At 50.1% G+C, this 14,799-nt stretch carries 12 protein-coding genes; 10 read left to right on the top strand and 2 right to left on the bottom strand.

Annotated elements, in window-relative coordinates:
- Positions 1-2: 2 nt before the first annotated feature.
- On the bottom strand, positions 3-1,061 hold the full coding sequence (locus Mal48_RS03125) for an AAA family ATPase (protein WP_145196002.1): 1,059 nt from the start codon (positions 1,059-1,061) through the stop codon (positions 3-5).
- Between the two features lie 239 nt (positions 1,062-1,300).
- Between Mal48_RS03125 and Mal48_RS03130 the strand changes: the two genes are divergently transcribed.
- The 10 genes from Mal48_RS03130 (at position 1,301) to Mal48_RS03175 (ending at position 12,879) form a co-directional block, all read left to right on the top strand.
- Entirely contained in the window at positions 1,301-2,671 is a 1,371-nt protein-coding gene (locus Mal48_RS03130) for a mandelate racemase/muconate lactonizing enzyme family protein (protein WP_145196004.1), read from the top strand.
- 166 nt (positions 2,672-2,837) lie between these two features.
- Positions 2,838-4,196 (top strand): DUF1501 domain-containing protein, encoded by a 1,359-nt coding sequence (locus tag Mal48_RS03135; RefSeq protein ID WP_145196007.1) that lies wholly within the window; start codon positions 2,838-2,840, stop codon positions 4,194-4,196.
- 353 nt (positions 4,197-4,549) lie between these two features.
- Positions 4,550-5,062: a hypothetical protein gene (locus Mal48_RS03140; protein ID WP_145196009.1), complete on the top strand. Its 513-nt coding sequence runs from the start codon at positions 4,550-4,552 to the stop codon at positions 5,060-5,062.
- A 549-nt stretch (positions 5,063-5,611) separates the two neighbouring features.
- Positions 5,612-6,067, top strand: coding sequence for a hypothetical protein (locus Mal48_RS03145; protein WP_145196012.1), 456 nt, complete (start codon positions 5,612-5,614; stop codon positions 6,065-6,067).
- 352 nt (positions 6,068-6,419) lie between these two features.
- Positions 6,420-7,157 (top strand): RNA polymerase sigma factor, encoded by a 738-nt coding sequence (locus Mal48_RS03150; RefSeq protein ID WP_197441998.1) that lies wholly within the window; start codon positions 6,420-6,422, stop codon positions 7,155-7,157.
- Between the two features lie 277 nt (positions 7,158-7,434).
- Entirely contained in the window at positions 7,435-10,080 is a 2,646-nt protein-coding gene (locus Mal48_RS03155) for a serine/threonine-protein kinase (RefSeq protein WP_197441999.1), read from the top strand.
- Between the two features lie 83 nt (positions 10,081-10,163).
- The gene (locus tag Mal48_RS03160; RefSeq protein ID WP_145196019.1) at positions 10,164-10,349 is read left to right on the top strand and encodes a hypothetical protein; all 186 of its coding nucleotides are present in this window, start codon (positions 10,164-10,166) and stop codon (positions 10,347-10,349) included.
- A gap of 311 nt (positions 10,350-10,660) precedes the next feature.
- Positions 10,661-10,966 (top strand): hypothetical protein, encoded by a 306-nt coding sequence (locus Mal48_RS03165; protein ID WP_145196022.1) that lies wholly within the window; start codon positions 10,661-10,663, stop codon positions 10,964-10,966.
- A 252-nt stretch (positions 10,967-11,218) separates the two neighbouring features.
- Positions 11,219-12,226, top strand: coding sequence for a DUF1559 domain-containing protein (locus Mal48_RS03170; protein WP_145205680.1), 1,008 nt, complete (start codon positions 11,219-11,221; stop codon positions 12,224-12,226).
- Positions 12,227-12,399: 173 nt separating this feature from the next.
- Positions 12,400-12,879 (top strand): hypothetical protein, encoded by a 480-nt coding sequence (locus Mal48_RS03175; RefSeq protein ID WP_145196024.1) that lies wholly within the window; start codon positions 12,400-12,402, stop codon positions 12,877-12,879.
- A 226-nt stretch (positions 12,880-13,105) separates the two neighbouring features.
- Here Mal48_RS03175 and Mal48_RS03180 read toward each other — a convergent pair whose 3' ends face one another.
- Positions 13,106-14,584 carry a Gfo/Idh/MocA family protein gene (locus Mal48_RS03180; protein ID WP_145196026.1) on the bottom strand — a complete coding sequence of 493 codons (1,479 nt, stop codon included), beginning with the start codon at positions 14,582-14,584 and terminating at the stop codon, positions 13,106-13,108.
- Between the last annotated feature and the right edge of the window lie 215 nt (positions 14,585-14,799).

The following is a 14,799-nucleotide window of genomic DNA, read 5'->3' on the forward strand; positions in this document are numbered from 1 at the left end:
GCTTATCCAACTTTGGTGATGAAGCGTTTCAGGAAATTTTGAGACGCTTCGTCACCGGGACCGGGGACAATCTCGATAAGCTTTTGAACAATCTGCGCAGTGGTGAGTCCGTCAGCCTCGGCGTTGAAGTTCAAAACGAGTCGATGCCGCAGGATCGGCAGGAGCATCGCTTGGACGTTCATGGCGGTGGCGAGTTCACGCCCGGTGACTGCAGCATGTGCCTTGGCAGCCAGGACCAGCCATTCCGATGCACGTGGCCCTGCTCCCCAGCTCAGGTATTGGCCGATCTCATCAGGAGCTTCATTCTTTTGGGTTCGTGTTGCACGAACGAGAGCGATGGCATAACGGACATCGTGCTCTGCCATCGGCATGCTGTGAATGGTCTCTCGAAAGCGGACAAGTTGTTGCGGATCAATCACTTTGTTCAAGCTTGCGGTTTGACGAGACGTTCGCCGTTGTACAATTTCGAACTCGTCTTCTTCATCAGGGTAGTCAACCTGGATTTCCAGCATGAAGCGATCGAGTTGAGCTTCCGGGAGAGGGTAAGTTCCCTCCTGTTCGATCGGGTTCTGTGTTGCGAGCACGAAGAACGGATCGGGCAGAGAGTGTCGCTGACCATTCGCGGTCACTTGCCGTTCCTGCATCGCTTCGAGAAGTGCCGCCTGCGTTTTGGGAGGTGTTCGGTTGATTTCGTCTGCAAGAAGAACCTGTGTGAAAATTGGACCGGGAATGAAACGGAATTCACGTTGTCCGGTGGTGCGGTCTTCCTGAATGACTTCAGTCCCGGTGATGTCAGCAGGCATTAAGTCGGGAGTGAACTGAATGCGGTTGAATGATAAAGCCAGCACATCAGCCAGCGATTTGACCAGCATTGTTTTTGCCAGTCCAGGCACACCCACAAGAAGAGAATGTCCACCGGAAAGGAGCGAGATCAGAATCTGATCAATCACATCTTTCTGGCCAACAATAACCTTCGAAATTTCCTCACGTAACTGATCGGTTGCAGCTTGCAACTCTTTCAGGTCTTCAAGGGTGGGGGAGCTTTGGTCGCTGGTGGCCATATACAGTTCATTGGGTTGAATTCACGACTCTGAAATCACTCGTCTATCATAGCTGTTGACCCTGACAGTTTTGAACTCACCCGGACTTGAATCTCCCGTTTCGCCGGACACTTCAGCAGACACTTCATCTGTTCGAAGTCAGTCTTAACGCCACTCTTCGTGGTGAAAAAGTGATTGTGGTTGCAGACTTCTCGGGTGAAGTTAAACTCAAAGTCCCACCATTCCATAAGGATCCCACCATGCTTGCCTCCCGAAGACGCTTCCTCGCACAATCCGCTGCAACATCTGTTCTCGCTTTTTCATCGCTGAGCCGCAGTAATTTGCTCGCACAAGGAAGTGCGGTTTCAGAACATCACTATGAAGTGGTCGACGTGAAGCAAACCACGGTGAAGCTGGAGTATCGACCAGCTCCTCGACGGAATATGGATCGGGAACTTCCACACTGGCGATACACCGAATTTTGCGAGGTTCAACTCAAGTCGCAAGTCACCGGAACAGGCGAAACACTGCTCTACTATAACTGGGGCGTTCCCTCAGAGCTCGATGTGAAGCGGGTGATCGGCAGAAGTGCCATTGAAATGATGTGGGATGATACGCTCGGCTCCGGCTTGCAAATGGCACTTTTTGATGCCGTCGGCAAAACAGCAGGCGTCCCGGTGCATGCATTGATGGGACAGAAGGTTCATGAGAAGACACCGCTCTCCTGGTGGAACATCGATACCATCGCTGAAGACATGGCGAGTGAATGTCAGTTGGCGGAGCAGTCAGGATACCGATGGTACAAAACAAAGGGCCGTCCCTGGTTTGATGTCTTCGCCCAAATGGACGCTGCCACAAAACTCGTCAGCGAATCATTTAAGATTGATATGGATTTTAATGACACCTTGCGCGACGCCGACCGCGCAATGCCAATTCTGGAACGTCTCGCTGAGTATCCGCAAACCGACATCTTTGAGTCACCAATTCCGCAAACGATGGTCAAGGACAATCAGCGAATCACGAAAAAGACCGATGTGAAAGTTGCGATGCATTATGGCAAGCCTTCTCCAACAACTGTCGTGCGTTCGAAGTGTTGCGACGGATTTGTTATCGGAGGTGGAGCAACGCGAGTCCTCTCGCGAGGACGTTTCTGTGAGCAAACAGAAATGCCGTTCTGGTTGCAACTTGTTGGATCAGGAATGACCGCAGCCTTTTCGCTTCACTTTGGGGGAGCACTGGAGCAGGCAGTCTGGCCAGCGGTGAACTGTCATCAATTGTACGAAGACGATTTGCTAGTTCAGCCAATTAAGGTCGAAGAGGGTTACGCACGAGTTCCCGATGCACCCGGAATTGGTTACGAACTCAATCGTGATCTTGTCGAGAAGTTGAAAGTACCGAAACCGAAAAGACGGCCCGAGCCGCAACGCCTCATTGAAACAAGCTGGCCTGATGGTCGAAAGATCTACACTGCGAGCAACGGCAAGGTCAACTTTATGCTCGATGCCGCCAATCGCGAACGTTATCCATTCTTCGAAGATGGTGCCGACACTCGTCTTGTTGAAAATGACGGCAGCGACCAGTGGAAGCGGTTGTATGAATCCGCCAGGAAAAATGGACCGATCGCGGGATAAGGACTTTCGGGTACATCACTTCTTTTGTCATACACTTCATGTGGAGACCCTCCTGGCAGGATTTCTGCAATTGTCAGCGACCTCAACAGTCGATACACATTGTTGAGGGAATAGATAGAATGCAATCCCGAGTTGTCATGCGGTATTCCTTGGAATTGAGATAACGATGTTACGAATTGAAAGCTCAGGTCGGCAGCAACTTTGCGATGGAATGAATCGCCGTCGATTTATCGAAGTTGGTTCGTTGAGCGCGTTTGGCCTCGGACTGGGATTGTCTGGGCTGCTGAAGCATGAAGCGACCGCTGCAGAATCAGGCACGTTTCAACAACAGTCGAAACGTTCTGTAATCATGATCTGGCAGCATGGTGGCCCATCGCAGCTTGATACCTTCGATATGAAGCCGCTCGCTCCTGCGGAAATTCGTGGCCCATGGCAGCCGATTGCCTCAACGCTTCCAGGATTAGATGTCTCAGAACTTTGCCCTGAACAAGCCAAAGTGATGGACAAATGCTCGGTGATTCGAAGTTTCTCGCACGGGAATGGAGATCACTGGGCAGCAGCTCACTGGATGTTGACAGGTCGATTGGGGGCAAACGGGTCAGACCGTGCGCCGCGTCAGCCATCAATGGGGGCGGTCGCTTCGCACTTGCTCGGGCCTCGCCTTCCGGGGGCGCTGACTTCGGTCAATATGAACGATGGTGGATTCGGCTATCACGGCGGAGCGTGGATGGGTGTTGCACGGAATCCGTTTCGATACGGAGAGTTCAGCTACGGAAACGAAGCAGGGAGATTGCCGACCGGAGATCACAAAAGCTTTTCACTCAGTGACGGCTTAACGCAAGAGCGGGTGATGAATCGTGTTGCGTTACAAAATCAGATGGACCAGCTGAAGCGAAAGATCGATACGTTTTCGACCTTTGATCAGCTTGATGACGTCGACTCTCAGGCACTCGATATTTTGATGTCGGGACGTACACGCGAGGCGTTCAACCTGGATGCTGAAGATCAGAAAACAAGAGACCGCTACGGTGAAGGCTGGGGCGAGCAGGCGTTGTTGGCTCGGCGTTTAGTGGAAGCGGGCGTTCGATTTGTTTCGTTGAATACCGGGTACTGGGATGATCACAGTAATATCAAACGTGGTCTCGACGCCAAAATGCCCCGGCATGACCGCGCCGTCGGCGTGCTGATTCAGGACCTTGCAGATCGCGGCATGCTGGATGACACGCTCGTCATCTCTGCCGGCGAGTTCGGTCGCACGCCAAAGATCAACGGGAATGCCGGTCGAGATCACTGGCCACAGGCTCAAAGCATTCTACTCAGCGGCGGCGGTTATCGACACGGGCAAGTGATTGGCAGCACAAACGCCAACGCTGAATACCCGACTTCTCGCCCCGTCGGAGTCGAAGACTTCTGCGCCATCGTTTACCGCGCACTCGGCCTCAACGTCGACGACACCATCATCGACCCCTCCGGCCGCCCAGTCCACTTACTCCCCAGCGGCGTCGTACCACGAGAACTGATTTGAGAGCGGAGCAACGTCTCATGATCTGCCGGGCGTGGCAGGCCCAGCACGTAACGTAGTGGAGTATTGGCGTGGCGAATGCCGAGTTGACGTGGAATGATTTAGCAACATATGAGCGAAGAAGAGAGTCCAGTCATTCAACCACAGGCAAGACATACTTCAGCAAAAGGTGACCGGTGATATCACCACTTACACCTACGAATGCCAGCTAGTAGAATGGGTGGAGTGAAGTTCCCCACTATCCGTGGGGAACTTCATCCGCAACCTTGCAGTGGTTGCTTCAATAAAGTCGATTCCACTGTTTAATCATACCTCAATTAACCCCAACACGATTAGCGATTAACAAAAGTTGCAAAATGAACAGCAAGCACAGACTAAAAACTTATATTTTTATTGTGGTTTTATTCCTGATCATTGTCGCTGTCGCAGCATCGCGCACGAGAAAACAAGAGTTCTTTGATGCAACTCATGTTGTGACGGTTCATTATCGTGGACTAGGTTTATCTGTGTCTGATAGCTGGGTTGGGAATAAATTCATGAGTGTGACTATCGAGTACAACAACAAAACCTTCTATTGCCAAGATTTTAGAGATGATGGGACTTGCAAATTTCGTGAAGAATGCCCTGGTGGAACAGTTGTAATGAGAGGACGTTCTAGGTATTACGCCAGCGATGACCCATTAGGGTTGGGCAGTCATGATATTAATCCATATACAATTGTAAGTGGAGAGACTTACGACAGAGATGGACTGGTGGTAAGCAGAATTTATAATGGAGATGGGATTGTAAAAAAAATTGATTGCATAAATGGTTGGGTTAATGTTGTTTACAGAAACGGTGAAATGGTTTCTTATGATACCTTAGATTGAAATTTCAGAAATGGACATTTCTTGTGCTCTTCGAGACAGATGTCTACGGCGTCAACACTGATCGCTGTCGATTCGCATCACCCAGATGGGTTTTCTTCACCACGAGAGGCTGTAGACCGTTTATTTTAAACAGGCGGTATGTTCTCCGGTCACGATTACTGGGCTGTCGACCCCGGCGTCATGAAAGCGAAAGTAGGGTCTGCTATGCGGACCGAATACGTTAACCGTTGGATGCAGTAAGACCCACTGATTTACAGTTCACTCCAACCATAGCATAACTCGAAATTCGCCCTCAAACGAAATACACCAGCCTCAATCTGGTCCGCTCATTCTTCCATGATTGGTAATGTTCTATTCATTTGCAGCGGGACGTCTTCTTCTCCTGCATACCAGCGCCGGTTTCCAGTGTTGAAAGAACCCGAAAGCTCTCATTCGCTTCACCTAACCTGCGTCACTGTTGATGGACCTCTCCGTATTGTAGAATGTTGAAACTGCATTCGCACGGTTCACAGAGGTCGGGGCACGCAGCGTCACTATGGAGTAATAATTTTGGAAGATTATTTAGACGAATTTGTGGATAGCCTTGGCAACGGCGATGACCCTCACGACTGCTGGCAAGAAAATGGGTTTTGGCCAAGTCGAGTAGATGCAAGTCTCGAAGATATTTGCGTATGGATTACCGCGATATCTTTCAATTATTTGGAAAATGGTGGATTAGAAGCTTACTTAACCTTCGTTTCAGGTCGTGCTTTGCCAGAGTTGTTAATTGGTTTCAAGATACTTGAGTGTGAGGAGTTGTACAAAGTTTGTGAAATATTGCTTAGACAGTTTGGTGCGAAATACCCAAGGAAGGACTCCGTAAGAGGAAAAGTAGTTGTAAATAATTTGCATCAGATCGAAGCTCTCGAAACTAAGTTCTTAGAAGCAATGGAAGTAGATCATTATTCTGAGAAAGTTGAGACGTATGCGCAGCACTATTTTGAACAGCGGAATAGGTCAAAGTGACTGTAGGTCAGTGATGTAGGCTGCGGGACGGGTGGCACGCTCAGACTGGAGCGTAGCGTAAGGATGGGCGTGGCGAATTTCGTGTTGACTCTCATTCTCCCATGGTTGGTAATGTTCTATCCATCTGAAGCGGGACGTTTTCTTCTCCTGCATACCAGCGCCGGTTTCCAGTGTTGAAAGTACCCGAAAGCTCTCATTCGCTTCACCCAACCTGCGTCACTGTTGATGGACGTCCCCGTATTGTAGAATGTTGAAACTGCATTCGCACGGTTCACAGAGATCGGGGCACGCAGTCCGCTGTAAGCAAGGCCAACCTGCCCCTGCCCTACCTTCACTGACAGATCGGAACATTATGACGTCGAGCGAGTTCCAACATCGGTTTGAATCGACTCGCTGGACGTTAATTCAAGCTGCGAATCGGGGTGAGGATTCCTCATCGGTGAATCACGCCCTGGCGGAACTCTGTGAAATCTACTGGTTCCCTCTCTATGCTTTTTCACGCAAGCAGGGAAACCAGGCAGCCGATGCTCAAGAACTGGTTCAAGGATTTTTTGTTGAACTGCTTGGCGGTTCGTTTCTTCAAAAAGCAGACTCAGAGAAAGGAAAGTTTCGCTCGTTTCTTTTAAAGTCATTTCGAAACTTTTGCACGGGACAACATCGTTCTCAAGAGGCAATCAAACGAGGTGGCAACCGACAACACTTGTCGATCGATATGTCACAAGGCGAGTCGCGCTACCAGATCTCTCCGTTTGATTTAAAATCGCCCGATCAACTCTTCGAACGGCAGTGGGCGCTGGCACTTCTTGAAACCGCCATCTCACGCCTGAAACAAGAGTATGTTTCAAGCGGAAAAAATGAATTGTACGAACGCCTCATCCCCCACTTCACTGACCTCCCCAATGCGCGTCCGTATGTTGAGATCGCAGAATCGCTCGCTATTAATGAAACCGCGGTGAAAGTGGCTGCCTACCGGATGAGAAAACGTTATCGAACCATCCTCAGGTCCGAAATCGCAGAGACTCTTCAATGTGAACGCAAAGAAGATGTCGACGACGAACTCAAATGGTTGATTTCTATCTTAGGTCAATAAAATTGGTGCTTCAGACTGATCCGTGAATGAAAATTATCAAGAAAGAATTCAACACCGAGGCACAGAGGGAGTTCAGAGACCACTCTGCATGTCATCTCATTTTTGATTCTATTGCAATTCAACACGCCATCGTGCGATAACTGCTCCGATTCAGTGAGTTTTCGTCGAGCGTAAAATTCGTTTCGGGACAAAATTCCAGATTCTCTTGTAACCATCACTCGGGAAATCCTTAGTACATGATGAATAAACAATGTCATCAAAGTACCGGGAGACCGCAATGAGTGAGCAAGTCGCAGCATGTCCGCAGTGCGGAGCAGAACTCCCCGCAGATGCCGTTTCAGGACTGTGTCCGAAGTGTTTGCTACAACTCGGTTTCGACAGTGTCCCCAACCCCGGAACAGAGACAGGGCCGTACCATCCCACCTTCATTGCCCCCACAGCTGAACAACTTTCCCCATACTTCCCGGACTTCGAAATCCTCGAGCTCATTGGTCATGGCGGGATGGGGGTTGTTTACAAGGCGAAACAAAAAGAGCTGGATCGCTTGGTCGCCTTGAAGATTCTGCGACCTGACATCGAGAAAGACCCCTCGTTTGCAGAGCGGTTTCAACGCGAAGCGAGAACCCTCGCTCAGTTGAACCACCCGAACATCATTACGATTCACAACTTTGGAAGAAAAGACGATCTCTACTTTCTGGTCATGGAATACGTGGACGGAACGAATCTCCGGCAGCTGGAGCGATCCGCTCAACTGAAGCCGGCTGAGGCGTTGATGATTGTCCCAAAAATTTGCGAAGCTCTGCAATACGCCCACGATCGCGGAGTTGTCCACCGGGACATCAAGCCGGAAAACATTTTGATCACACAGGAAGGCTGGGTCAAAATTGCGGACTTTGGTCTCGCCAAACTCTCGGGAGTGCCAGATCAAGTTTCACTCACCGGAACCTGGCAGATTATGGGGACGCCACATTACATGGCGCCCGAGCAGTTCGAACATCCGACTGAAGTCGACCACCGTGCAGACATTTTCTCGCTCGGCGTCGTCATCTACGAAATGCTGACTGGAGAACTCCCACTCGGCCGGTTTCCGCGTCCATCAGAGAAAACAGCGGGTGACAAACGACTCGATGACGTGGTTGAACGTACTTTGCATAAAGAACCAGCCAGTCGATACCAACAAGTCAGTGAAGTCAAAACCGCGGTCGAAGGTATTTCTTCATCACCAGAGCAGCAGCAAGGAGCTGACTCGTCCAGAAAAACATACGGTTCTTACCTGTACGAAAAGCTGACCGGCCAACAATTGAAGGCAACCTCAAGCCGAGCAGACTCACCTGAAGAGTCCCGAGAAAAGAGACTCAAAAGCTTGCACAATGGAACCGTTTACATTTTCCTTTTGTGTACCATCAATCTTCTTGGAGCCTTAATACTGCTCCCATTTCCCGGTGTGAATCTGTTGTTCATCTTCGGATTGGTCAGCGGCTCTGCTCTGTATGTTCTGAAACACTTGATTCTTCGTCGGCAAAACCTGCAACTGGCACAGTGGCTGACGGTGGTGGCCTCACTTCCTCTGTCGATGTTGTGCGTCGCGAACTGGATCGTTCTCTTCTTGTTCGCAAGACTCGACACACTTTGGAAACCAGAGATCGAAAGTGAGTTTGAAGAAGTTCCCTGGAACGAGACAGATGCAGCTCGGCAATGTTCCTCAATCTGGAGTTGGGTCAAATCATTCTGGGGGAGTGTTGTCTCACTGTTCATGAAATTGTGGAACGAAAAGTCACGCATTCTTGATGGAGTCGTTTGGCTTTTCAGATCCTTGCTTCGGAAGTTCCAGGCGATCCTGCCGCTCTTTCTTGGCCTTGCCATCTGGAGCGCAATGTGGGGATCGGCTGCATTTTTCGTGGAAGAATATTGGATCGAGCGATACGCCCCAGCCACATACCACATACGTGACACAACTGCAGGGACACTGGTTCCACACTCAGGTGCGTATGAAGGCATTCAAGTCACTGTCTCGGAGTCTGGAACGACTTATGGGAAAAAGCTGCCATTGAAAAAAAGTCCTCGCTCTGGCATGAGGCTCCAACTCATTCCACATCCCTCCAGTAAACGTCAGCGCCATTTGACACACGAATTCTACCTCGACAGTTCAATTGCCCCGCCGAATAACCGTGTCGGCATCTGGCGAGAAAACGAACTGTTGTCGCCGGAGTTTCTGAAAAAATGGATGGCGGAAGCTGGAATCGATGTTCAAGATCCAATGGTCCAATCAGAAATCGAACATCTTGACCAGCAGGTTCACCTCTTGCTTGAAACGGGAGGCATCGAGAGAGACCGAAATCACGAAGTCACTTTCCCCTCCGTTGACACGTTCTTTGATGAGCAGTATTTCACTGCAACTGACAAAGGGTACGTGAGTCATTCCGTCAGCACTGACAGGGAAGTGCAAAGAACATTACAAAGTGCCTTTGTCATCACCTGGCTACTTGGATCCGTCTCCCTGTTAGTGATCTTTATCGCTTACTGGATGACACCGCAGTCCGATGAACAGTTTGAAATGCGGTCTCCCGGACTCTTGAAATGGTGCTCCCGAGGCTTGATCGCCTATTCCTTATTCGGATTTTTGAGCCTGCTGTCCGTCGACTGGCTACTGTTTCGCTCAGGGTGGGATCTCAATTTTCTTCCTGATTTTTCTCACATAGACGACCCGGTCCGCTTCGCCTTCGAAGGAGCATTGCTCGCCTGCCTGATCGTGACTCTTCTCGCTGGTCTGACCATCTTAAGACAATCACATCTCTTATCATCAAAACGACTCGCCATCGTCGCAGCGATGATCGTGATGATCATTCCACCGTGGAATCTCCTCGCATTCCCGCTCGGATATGCCACTTTCTTTTTGATAAAAACAGCTGTCCCCAAACAGTAACGTACGCAGACAAGCAGTGCCCTATCCCCACTGATAAGTGGGCGGCTGAAAGAGAGTTTATAACTCTCAGGAAGGAAGTCACTATGTCCAAGTCCAATCGTTCTGCTGAGTCTCCCAGGCGTGTGCGTCGGAGTTTCTCGGAAGAGATCATACGAAGTGAACTTGTCGAGGCAGCTGTTGATTGGGAATGGTCGAGTGCTCGCTGGTACGCAGGAGAAGAAAACGTCCCGCTTCAAATGGATAGAACAGTACCAATGGTGGAAGAATGAGAGTCAACACGAAATTCGCCACGCCCATCCTTACGCTCCGCTCCAGTCTGAGCGTGCCACGCGTCTGCATCAAGACTTCTTTCAATTCGGAAAACACGGTTAACGGCGTTAAGTGGCACGCCCAGCACGTAACGTAGTGGAGTAATGGGCGTGGCGAATGCCGAGTTGACGTGGAATGATTCAGCAACATATGAGCGAAGAAGAGAGTCAAGTCGTTCAACCACAGGCAAGACATACTTCAGCAAAAGGCGACCGGTGACATCACCACTTGCAACTACGACGTTGTTCCACTTCATGCCCTAAAGTCCATCTTGGCGACTCGAACCCTGCTTTCCAAAGCGGAGCTTGCCGCAGAACCGGAGAGTCTTCGACGAAACACGACTTGGCGTATTAATGAACTGCTGGGATTCGATGGTTTTGTTCATCTCTACTTTCCACAGTGCCGGTCGGGCAGGGGGGCGTGGCTGCTGGTGCCTGTGCTGTTTCAACTGATTTCTCAGTCTCTACGCTCTCAAGTTGATTTGTGGCGCGATGCTTTGAGTGACATCGTCGCATCAACATTCTTAAGCATATCGCTTGTGCAGGGTGGTGAAATGCTGGGCGTTCGCGACCGGTAAGAGTCTCTCTGAAATCATTCTCACACATTGGATTTCTAAAGCGTGGAGCTCGTGAAAGTTTCAATGATACCACAGGAATTGTGCGAGATATTGTTTCTTTCGTGCGATGGAGAAGTCTGAATTCGAGGCTGGGGATGTGACTTGGTACGTCGTTTGCTTATCTCGATTTCGGAGTTTGATGCTTCAAGAAAGCGATCCCTCCTTGAATTCATTCCGCAGTTGCGGACCTTTTCTCTCCTGAAGGAGCTCTCAATGTTTACGCGTCATCGATCACGTGGTTTTACTCTTATCGAACTTCTGGTGGTCATTGCCATTATTGCGATTCTAGTGGCACTGTTGCTGCCAGCGGTACAGCAGGCTCGCGAAGCGGCACGACGAACTCAATGCAAAAACAATTTGAAGCAGTGGGGACTGGCTCTTCATAACTATCACGACACAATGAATGTCTTTCCACCGGCTCTGCTGAATTCCGGGCGCTACAACGATGCGACTTACTATGGTGCAAATCGTCCAGGGGTTCTGAATACCACGGGCTGGGTGTTTCTCTTGCCATATATTGATCAGGCTGGCTTGTACAACCAGTACGACTTCAATGCCTGCTCGAGTATGTCTTCACCGTACGGTCATCCCGTACAGCAGACTGATGCCGTCAACGCAGAGGCCGTCAGTACGAAACTCAATGTGTTGGAATGTCCGACAGCGGGGGTTGAGACCTCAGACTACGGAGCAGGAACGACGACCTTCTATTCACGCAACGATGTGAATCGAGCGAATTACTTCTTTGCGACTGGGTATTTCACAGACTACAGCTCGAACTATGGAGCAAACAGTGGAGATCCGCGTCTTGGTGCGTTCGGAAACAACGGAGCTGCCCGAATGCGTGACCTTACCGATGGGACTTCACAAACGGTTCTGATTGGAGAAGGTGTCGGCGGCCCCGAGAACAAACTTTCTGAGCACTACGGTCCCTGGGGACTTTCTGGAACACATACCTCGGTACATGGTCGCGTTGTGAGTGGAGATGACATGCGGGATCCGGCATCGTTCACACCCTACTCATCAAACTGGCACTTGAATGCTGCTTACAACAATGACTCACTAGGCAGAAGCTATGCCTGGGTGTTTAACAGCCTGCATACCGGTGGAGGTCAGTTTCTCATGGGGGATGGTTCAGCCCGTTTTCTCAATGAGAATATGGATTATAGAACGTTCTGCTATCTCAATTACATCCACGATGGAGAAGTCATTGGAGAATTCTAGAGCAGTTTGCTCTGCGGTGTGCCCGTGAAGAAGGCAGTTCTCTAGCGAATGAAAATGCTGTTCGCTACGGGACAGATCCTGCAAAGCAATTCGAAAGATGCTCTAAACGCTCTGCGACGTTAGTTTTATTCACAATGAAATTTTGCATACCCGATTCGAAGAGGAAAATTACAATGTTGCGGTTTCAAACTTACCTGCCATGGGGAATGACGTTTTGTGCTCTTGTCCTGACCGGTTGTGGTTTTAGTGGGAATTCGTCGATGGTCCCGGTCGCCGGGAAAATCTTGGTCGATGGTGTTCCGTTGGAGAACGCGGAAGTCCACTTCTTCACAGATGAGCGATCGAGTTCTGCGAAAACAGATGAGGAAGGAAATTACGAGTTGATCGCCGGAACTCTGCCGGGGGTGAATAAAGTCTATGTGACCAAATGGGAGGGGGATTTGTCGCTGTTCGATCCGACTGAAGGACTCGACGCAGGTCAAATGGCCGCCGCCGCTGCCGTTCGGCCAGTCAGTCGAAGAGCACGCACCAATTCCAAAACACCCAAACAGATTTTACCAGCGAAGTATAGCGATCCTGTAAAAACAGAGCTGAGAATTTCTGTCCCGGAAAGTGGACTGCAAGGAGCCGATCTACGATTGACGTCCAAGTAAACTGTCGAATCGTTTCAACAAAAAAATCGTTTCAACAAAAAAATCGTTTCAACAAAAAAATCGTTTCAACAAAAAAATCGTTTCAACAAAAAAATCGTTTCAACAAAAAAATCGTTTCAACAAAAAAATCGTTTCAACAAAAAACAGGGAGCCGACCCATTGAGGTGGCTCCCTATTTTTAATTCTTGGCAGCACCTGAAGACCAATACGAAAGATGCGCTAGACCTTAGCCGATCTCTTTCACCTCGTAGCCTTCGCGGTATTGGCGTTTGAGGAGTTCATTTGCTCCGTAGGCGTGGTCGCCTTCGAATTGTTCGGTTTCGGGGTTATGGGTGAGGATGGGGCTCATCTTGATTTCGCCGCTGTTCACAGTAATCCCGAATGGCTTAAGGTTTTCTCGCATGTTCTCCTGAAGCATGTGCCAGGGTTTGAAATCGGGAGCGATACTGCGGACGGTTTCTGCATCGTAAGCTCCTGCGACACGTGAGGCGACGTTCGCCAGGTTGCACCAGCCGGTTGAGATATGTCCCGTTTCGACTTCAGCGTTGAGGCTGTCACGGTCGCGGGATTTGATGGCGTCGAGGAAGTTCTTTTTGTGCAGGGAGTTGATGTCTCCCCCTTTGAAGACTTTGATCTCTTTCCCATCTTTATCGACAGCGACTCCCCGACCACGTTGACCAAGGTAGTACCCTCCTTCGCACGCGACGACGTAGCCGGAACCTGGTCCGTTCATCGGGCGGTCTGCTTTGGAACTCCAGCCACCACGTTTCCCCGGAGCTTTGTTCAGGTTGCTCAGTGCGATGATGGTTGGGAACGAGCCGGTGTCGAAGTAGACATAATGCACGTTGGGTGAGTCACCCGCATCGTTCCAGACGACACGTCCTCCGCAGGAGAGGATTCGTTTTGGTGTGGTGACGGAATCCTGATAGGCGACGTTGCGGACATCGTCGAGAACGTGGACGCCCCAGTTGCCCATCTCACCCGAACCGGTGTTCCAGTCCCAGTGCCAGTCGTAATGAAACTTGTTTCGGTAGAGCGGTTCGTCTTGAGCCGGTCCGAGCCAAAGGTCGTAGTCAACTTCTTTTGGAATCGGCAATGGTGTGTCGCGCTTCCCGATGCTGGCACGTGGGCCGAGTCGATTGGCTTGCGCGTAGATGATGTTCCCGAGTGCTTTTTCTTCATGCAGGAATTTCTTCGCTTCGGCCTGCATGGGGTCGGAACGTTGTTGAGTTCCGAGCTGGACGATTTTGTTGTACTTCCGAGCGGCGTTGACGACTTGTCGGCCTTCCCATTGGCTGTGTGAGAGTGGTTTTTCAACGTAAACATCTTTGCCAGCTTCCATGGCCCAGATCGCTGCCAGGCAGTGCCAGTGATTGCAAGTTGCGATGGCGACGGCGTCGACGTTCGGATCATCGAGGAGTTTTCGGAGATCTTTGTACGAAGCAGCCTCGTATCTTTTCGCGGCATCGCTGGCATGCTTTTCATCCGGGTCAGCGACAGCGACAACGTTTGCCCCAACTGCACTTTGGAATCCTTGAGCGAGCGCGTTCCCACGTCCGCCAAGGCCAATCACACCGATGCCGATTTCACTATTTTTGTTGACAGCTTGTGCTGAGGCAATTTTTGAAAGTGTTGGAAGGGAACTGGTGGCCAACGCTGCTGTGGCAGTCGTCTTTAGAAAACTTCGACGTGTACTATTAGACATGGGTGTTCCTTGATCTGAGGAAGTTTTTTATTGTGGCGTCAGAGCTGGATCGGTCGGAAGCTCCTGAACATTCAGTCCGTTGGTTTATTCTACGGGATCCGGGCTAGTTTTGACGAGTTTATCAGCGGAAACTCGTTGATCGGGACGAATTCAGGTTTTCTGAATGAGCAGTGTTCTCTTCTCCCAGAATTTGGATCGACAAAACTCCTATTGCA

It is taken from the genome of Thalassoglobus polymorphus (assembly GCF_007744255.1).
Classification (GTDB): domain Bacteria; phylum Planctomycetota; class Planctomycetia; order Planctomycetales; family Planctomycetaceae; genus Thalassoglobus; species Thalassoglobus polymorphus.

Coding starts and splice junctions, on each gene's coding strand:
- Mal48_RS03135 (WP_145196007.1), top strand. CDS start 2,838: ATGTTACGAATTGAAAGCTCAGGTCGGCAGCAACTTTGCGATGGAATG.
- Mal48_RS03180 (WP_145196026.1), bottom strand. CDS start 14,584: ATGTCTAATAGTACACGTCGAAGTTTTCTAAAGACGACTGCCACAGCA.
- Mal48_RS03130 (WP_145196004.1), top strand. CDS start 1,301: ATGCTTGCCTCCCGAAGACGCTTCCTCGCACAATCCGCTGCAACATCT.
- Mal48_RS03175 (WP_145196024.1), top strand. CDS start 12,400: ATGTTGCGGTTTCAAACTTACCTGCCATGGGGAATGACGTTTTGTGCT.
- Mal48_RS03140 (WP_145196009.1), top strand. CDS start 4,550: ATGAACAGCAAGCACAGACTAAAAACTTATATTTTTATTGTGGTTTTA.
- Mal48_RS03170 (WP_145205680.1), top strand. CDS start 11,219: ATGTTTACGCGTCATCGATCACGTGGTTTTACTCTTATCGAACTTCTG.
- Mal48_RS03155 (WP_197441999.1), top strand. CDS start 7,435: ATGAGTGAGCAAGTCGCAGCATGTCCGCAGTGCGGAGCAGAACTCCCC.
- Mal48_RS03125 (WP_145196002.1), bottom strand. CDS start 1,061: ATGGCCACCAGCGACCAAAGCTCCCCCACCCTTGAAGACCTGAAAGAG.
- Mal48_RS03160 (WP_145196019.1), top strand. CDS start 10,164: ATGTCCAAGTCCAATCGTTCTGCTGAGTCTCCCAGGCGTGTGCGTCGG.
- Mal48_RS03150 (WP_197441998.1), top strand. CDS start 6,420: ATGACGTCGAGCGAGTTCCAACATCGGTTTGAATCGACTCGCTGGACG.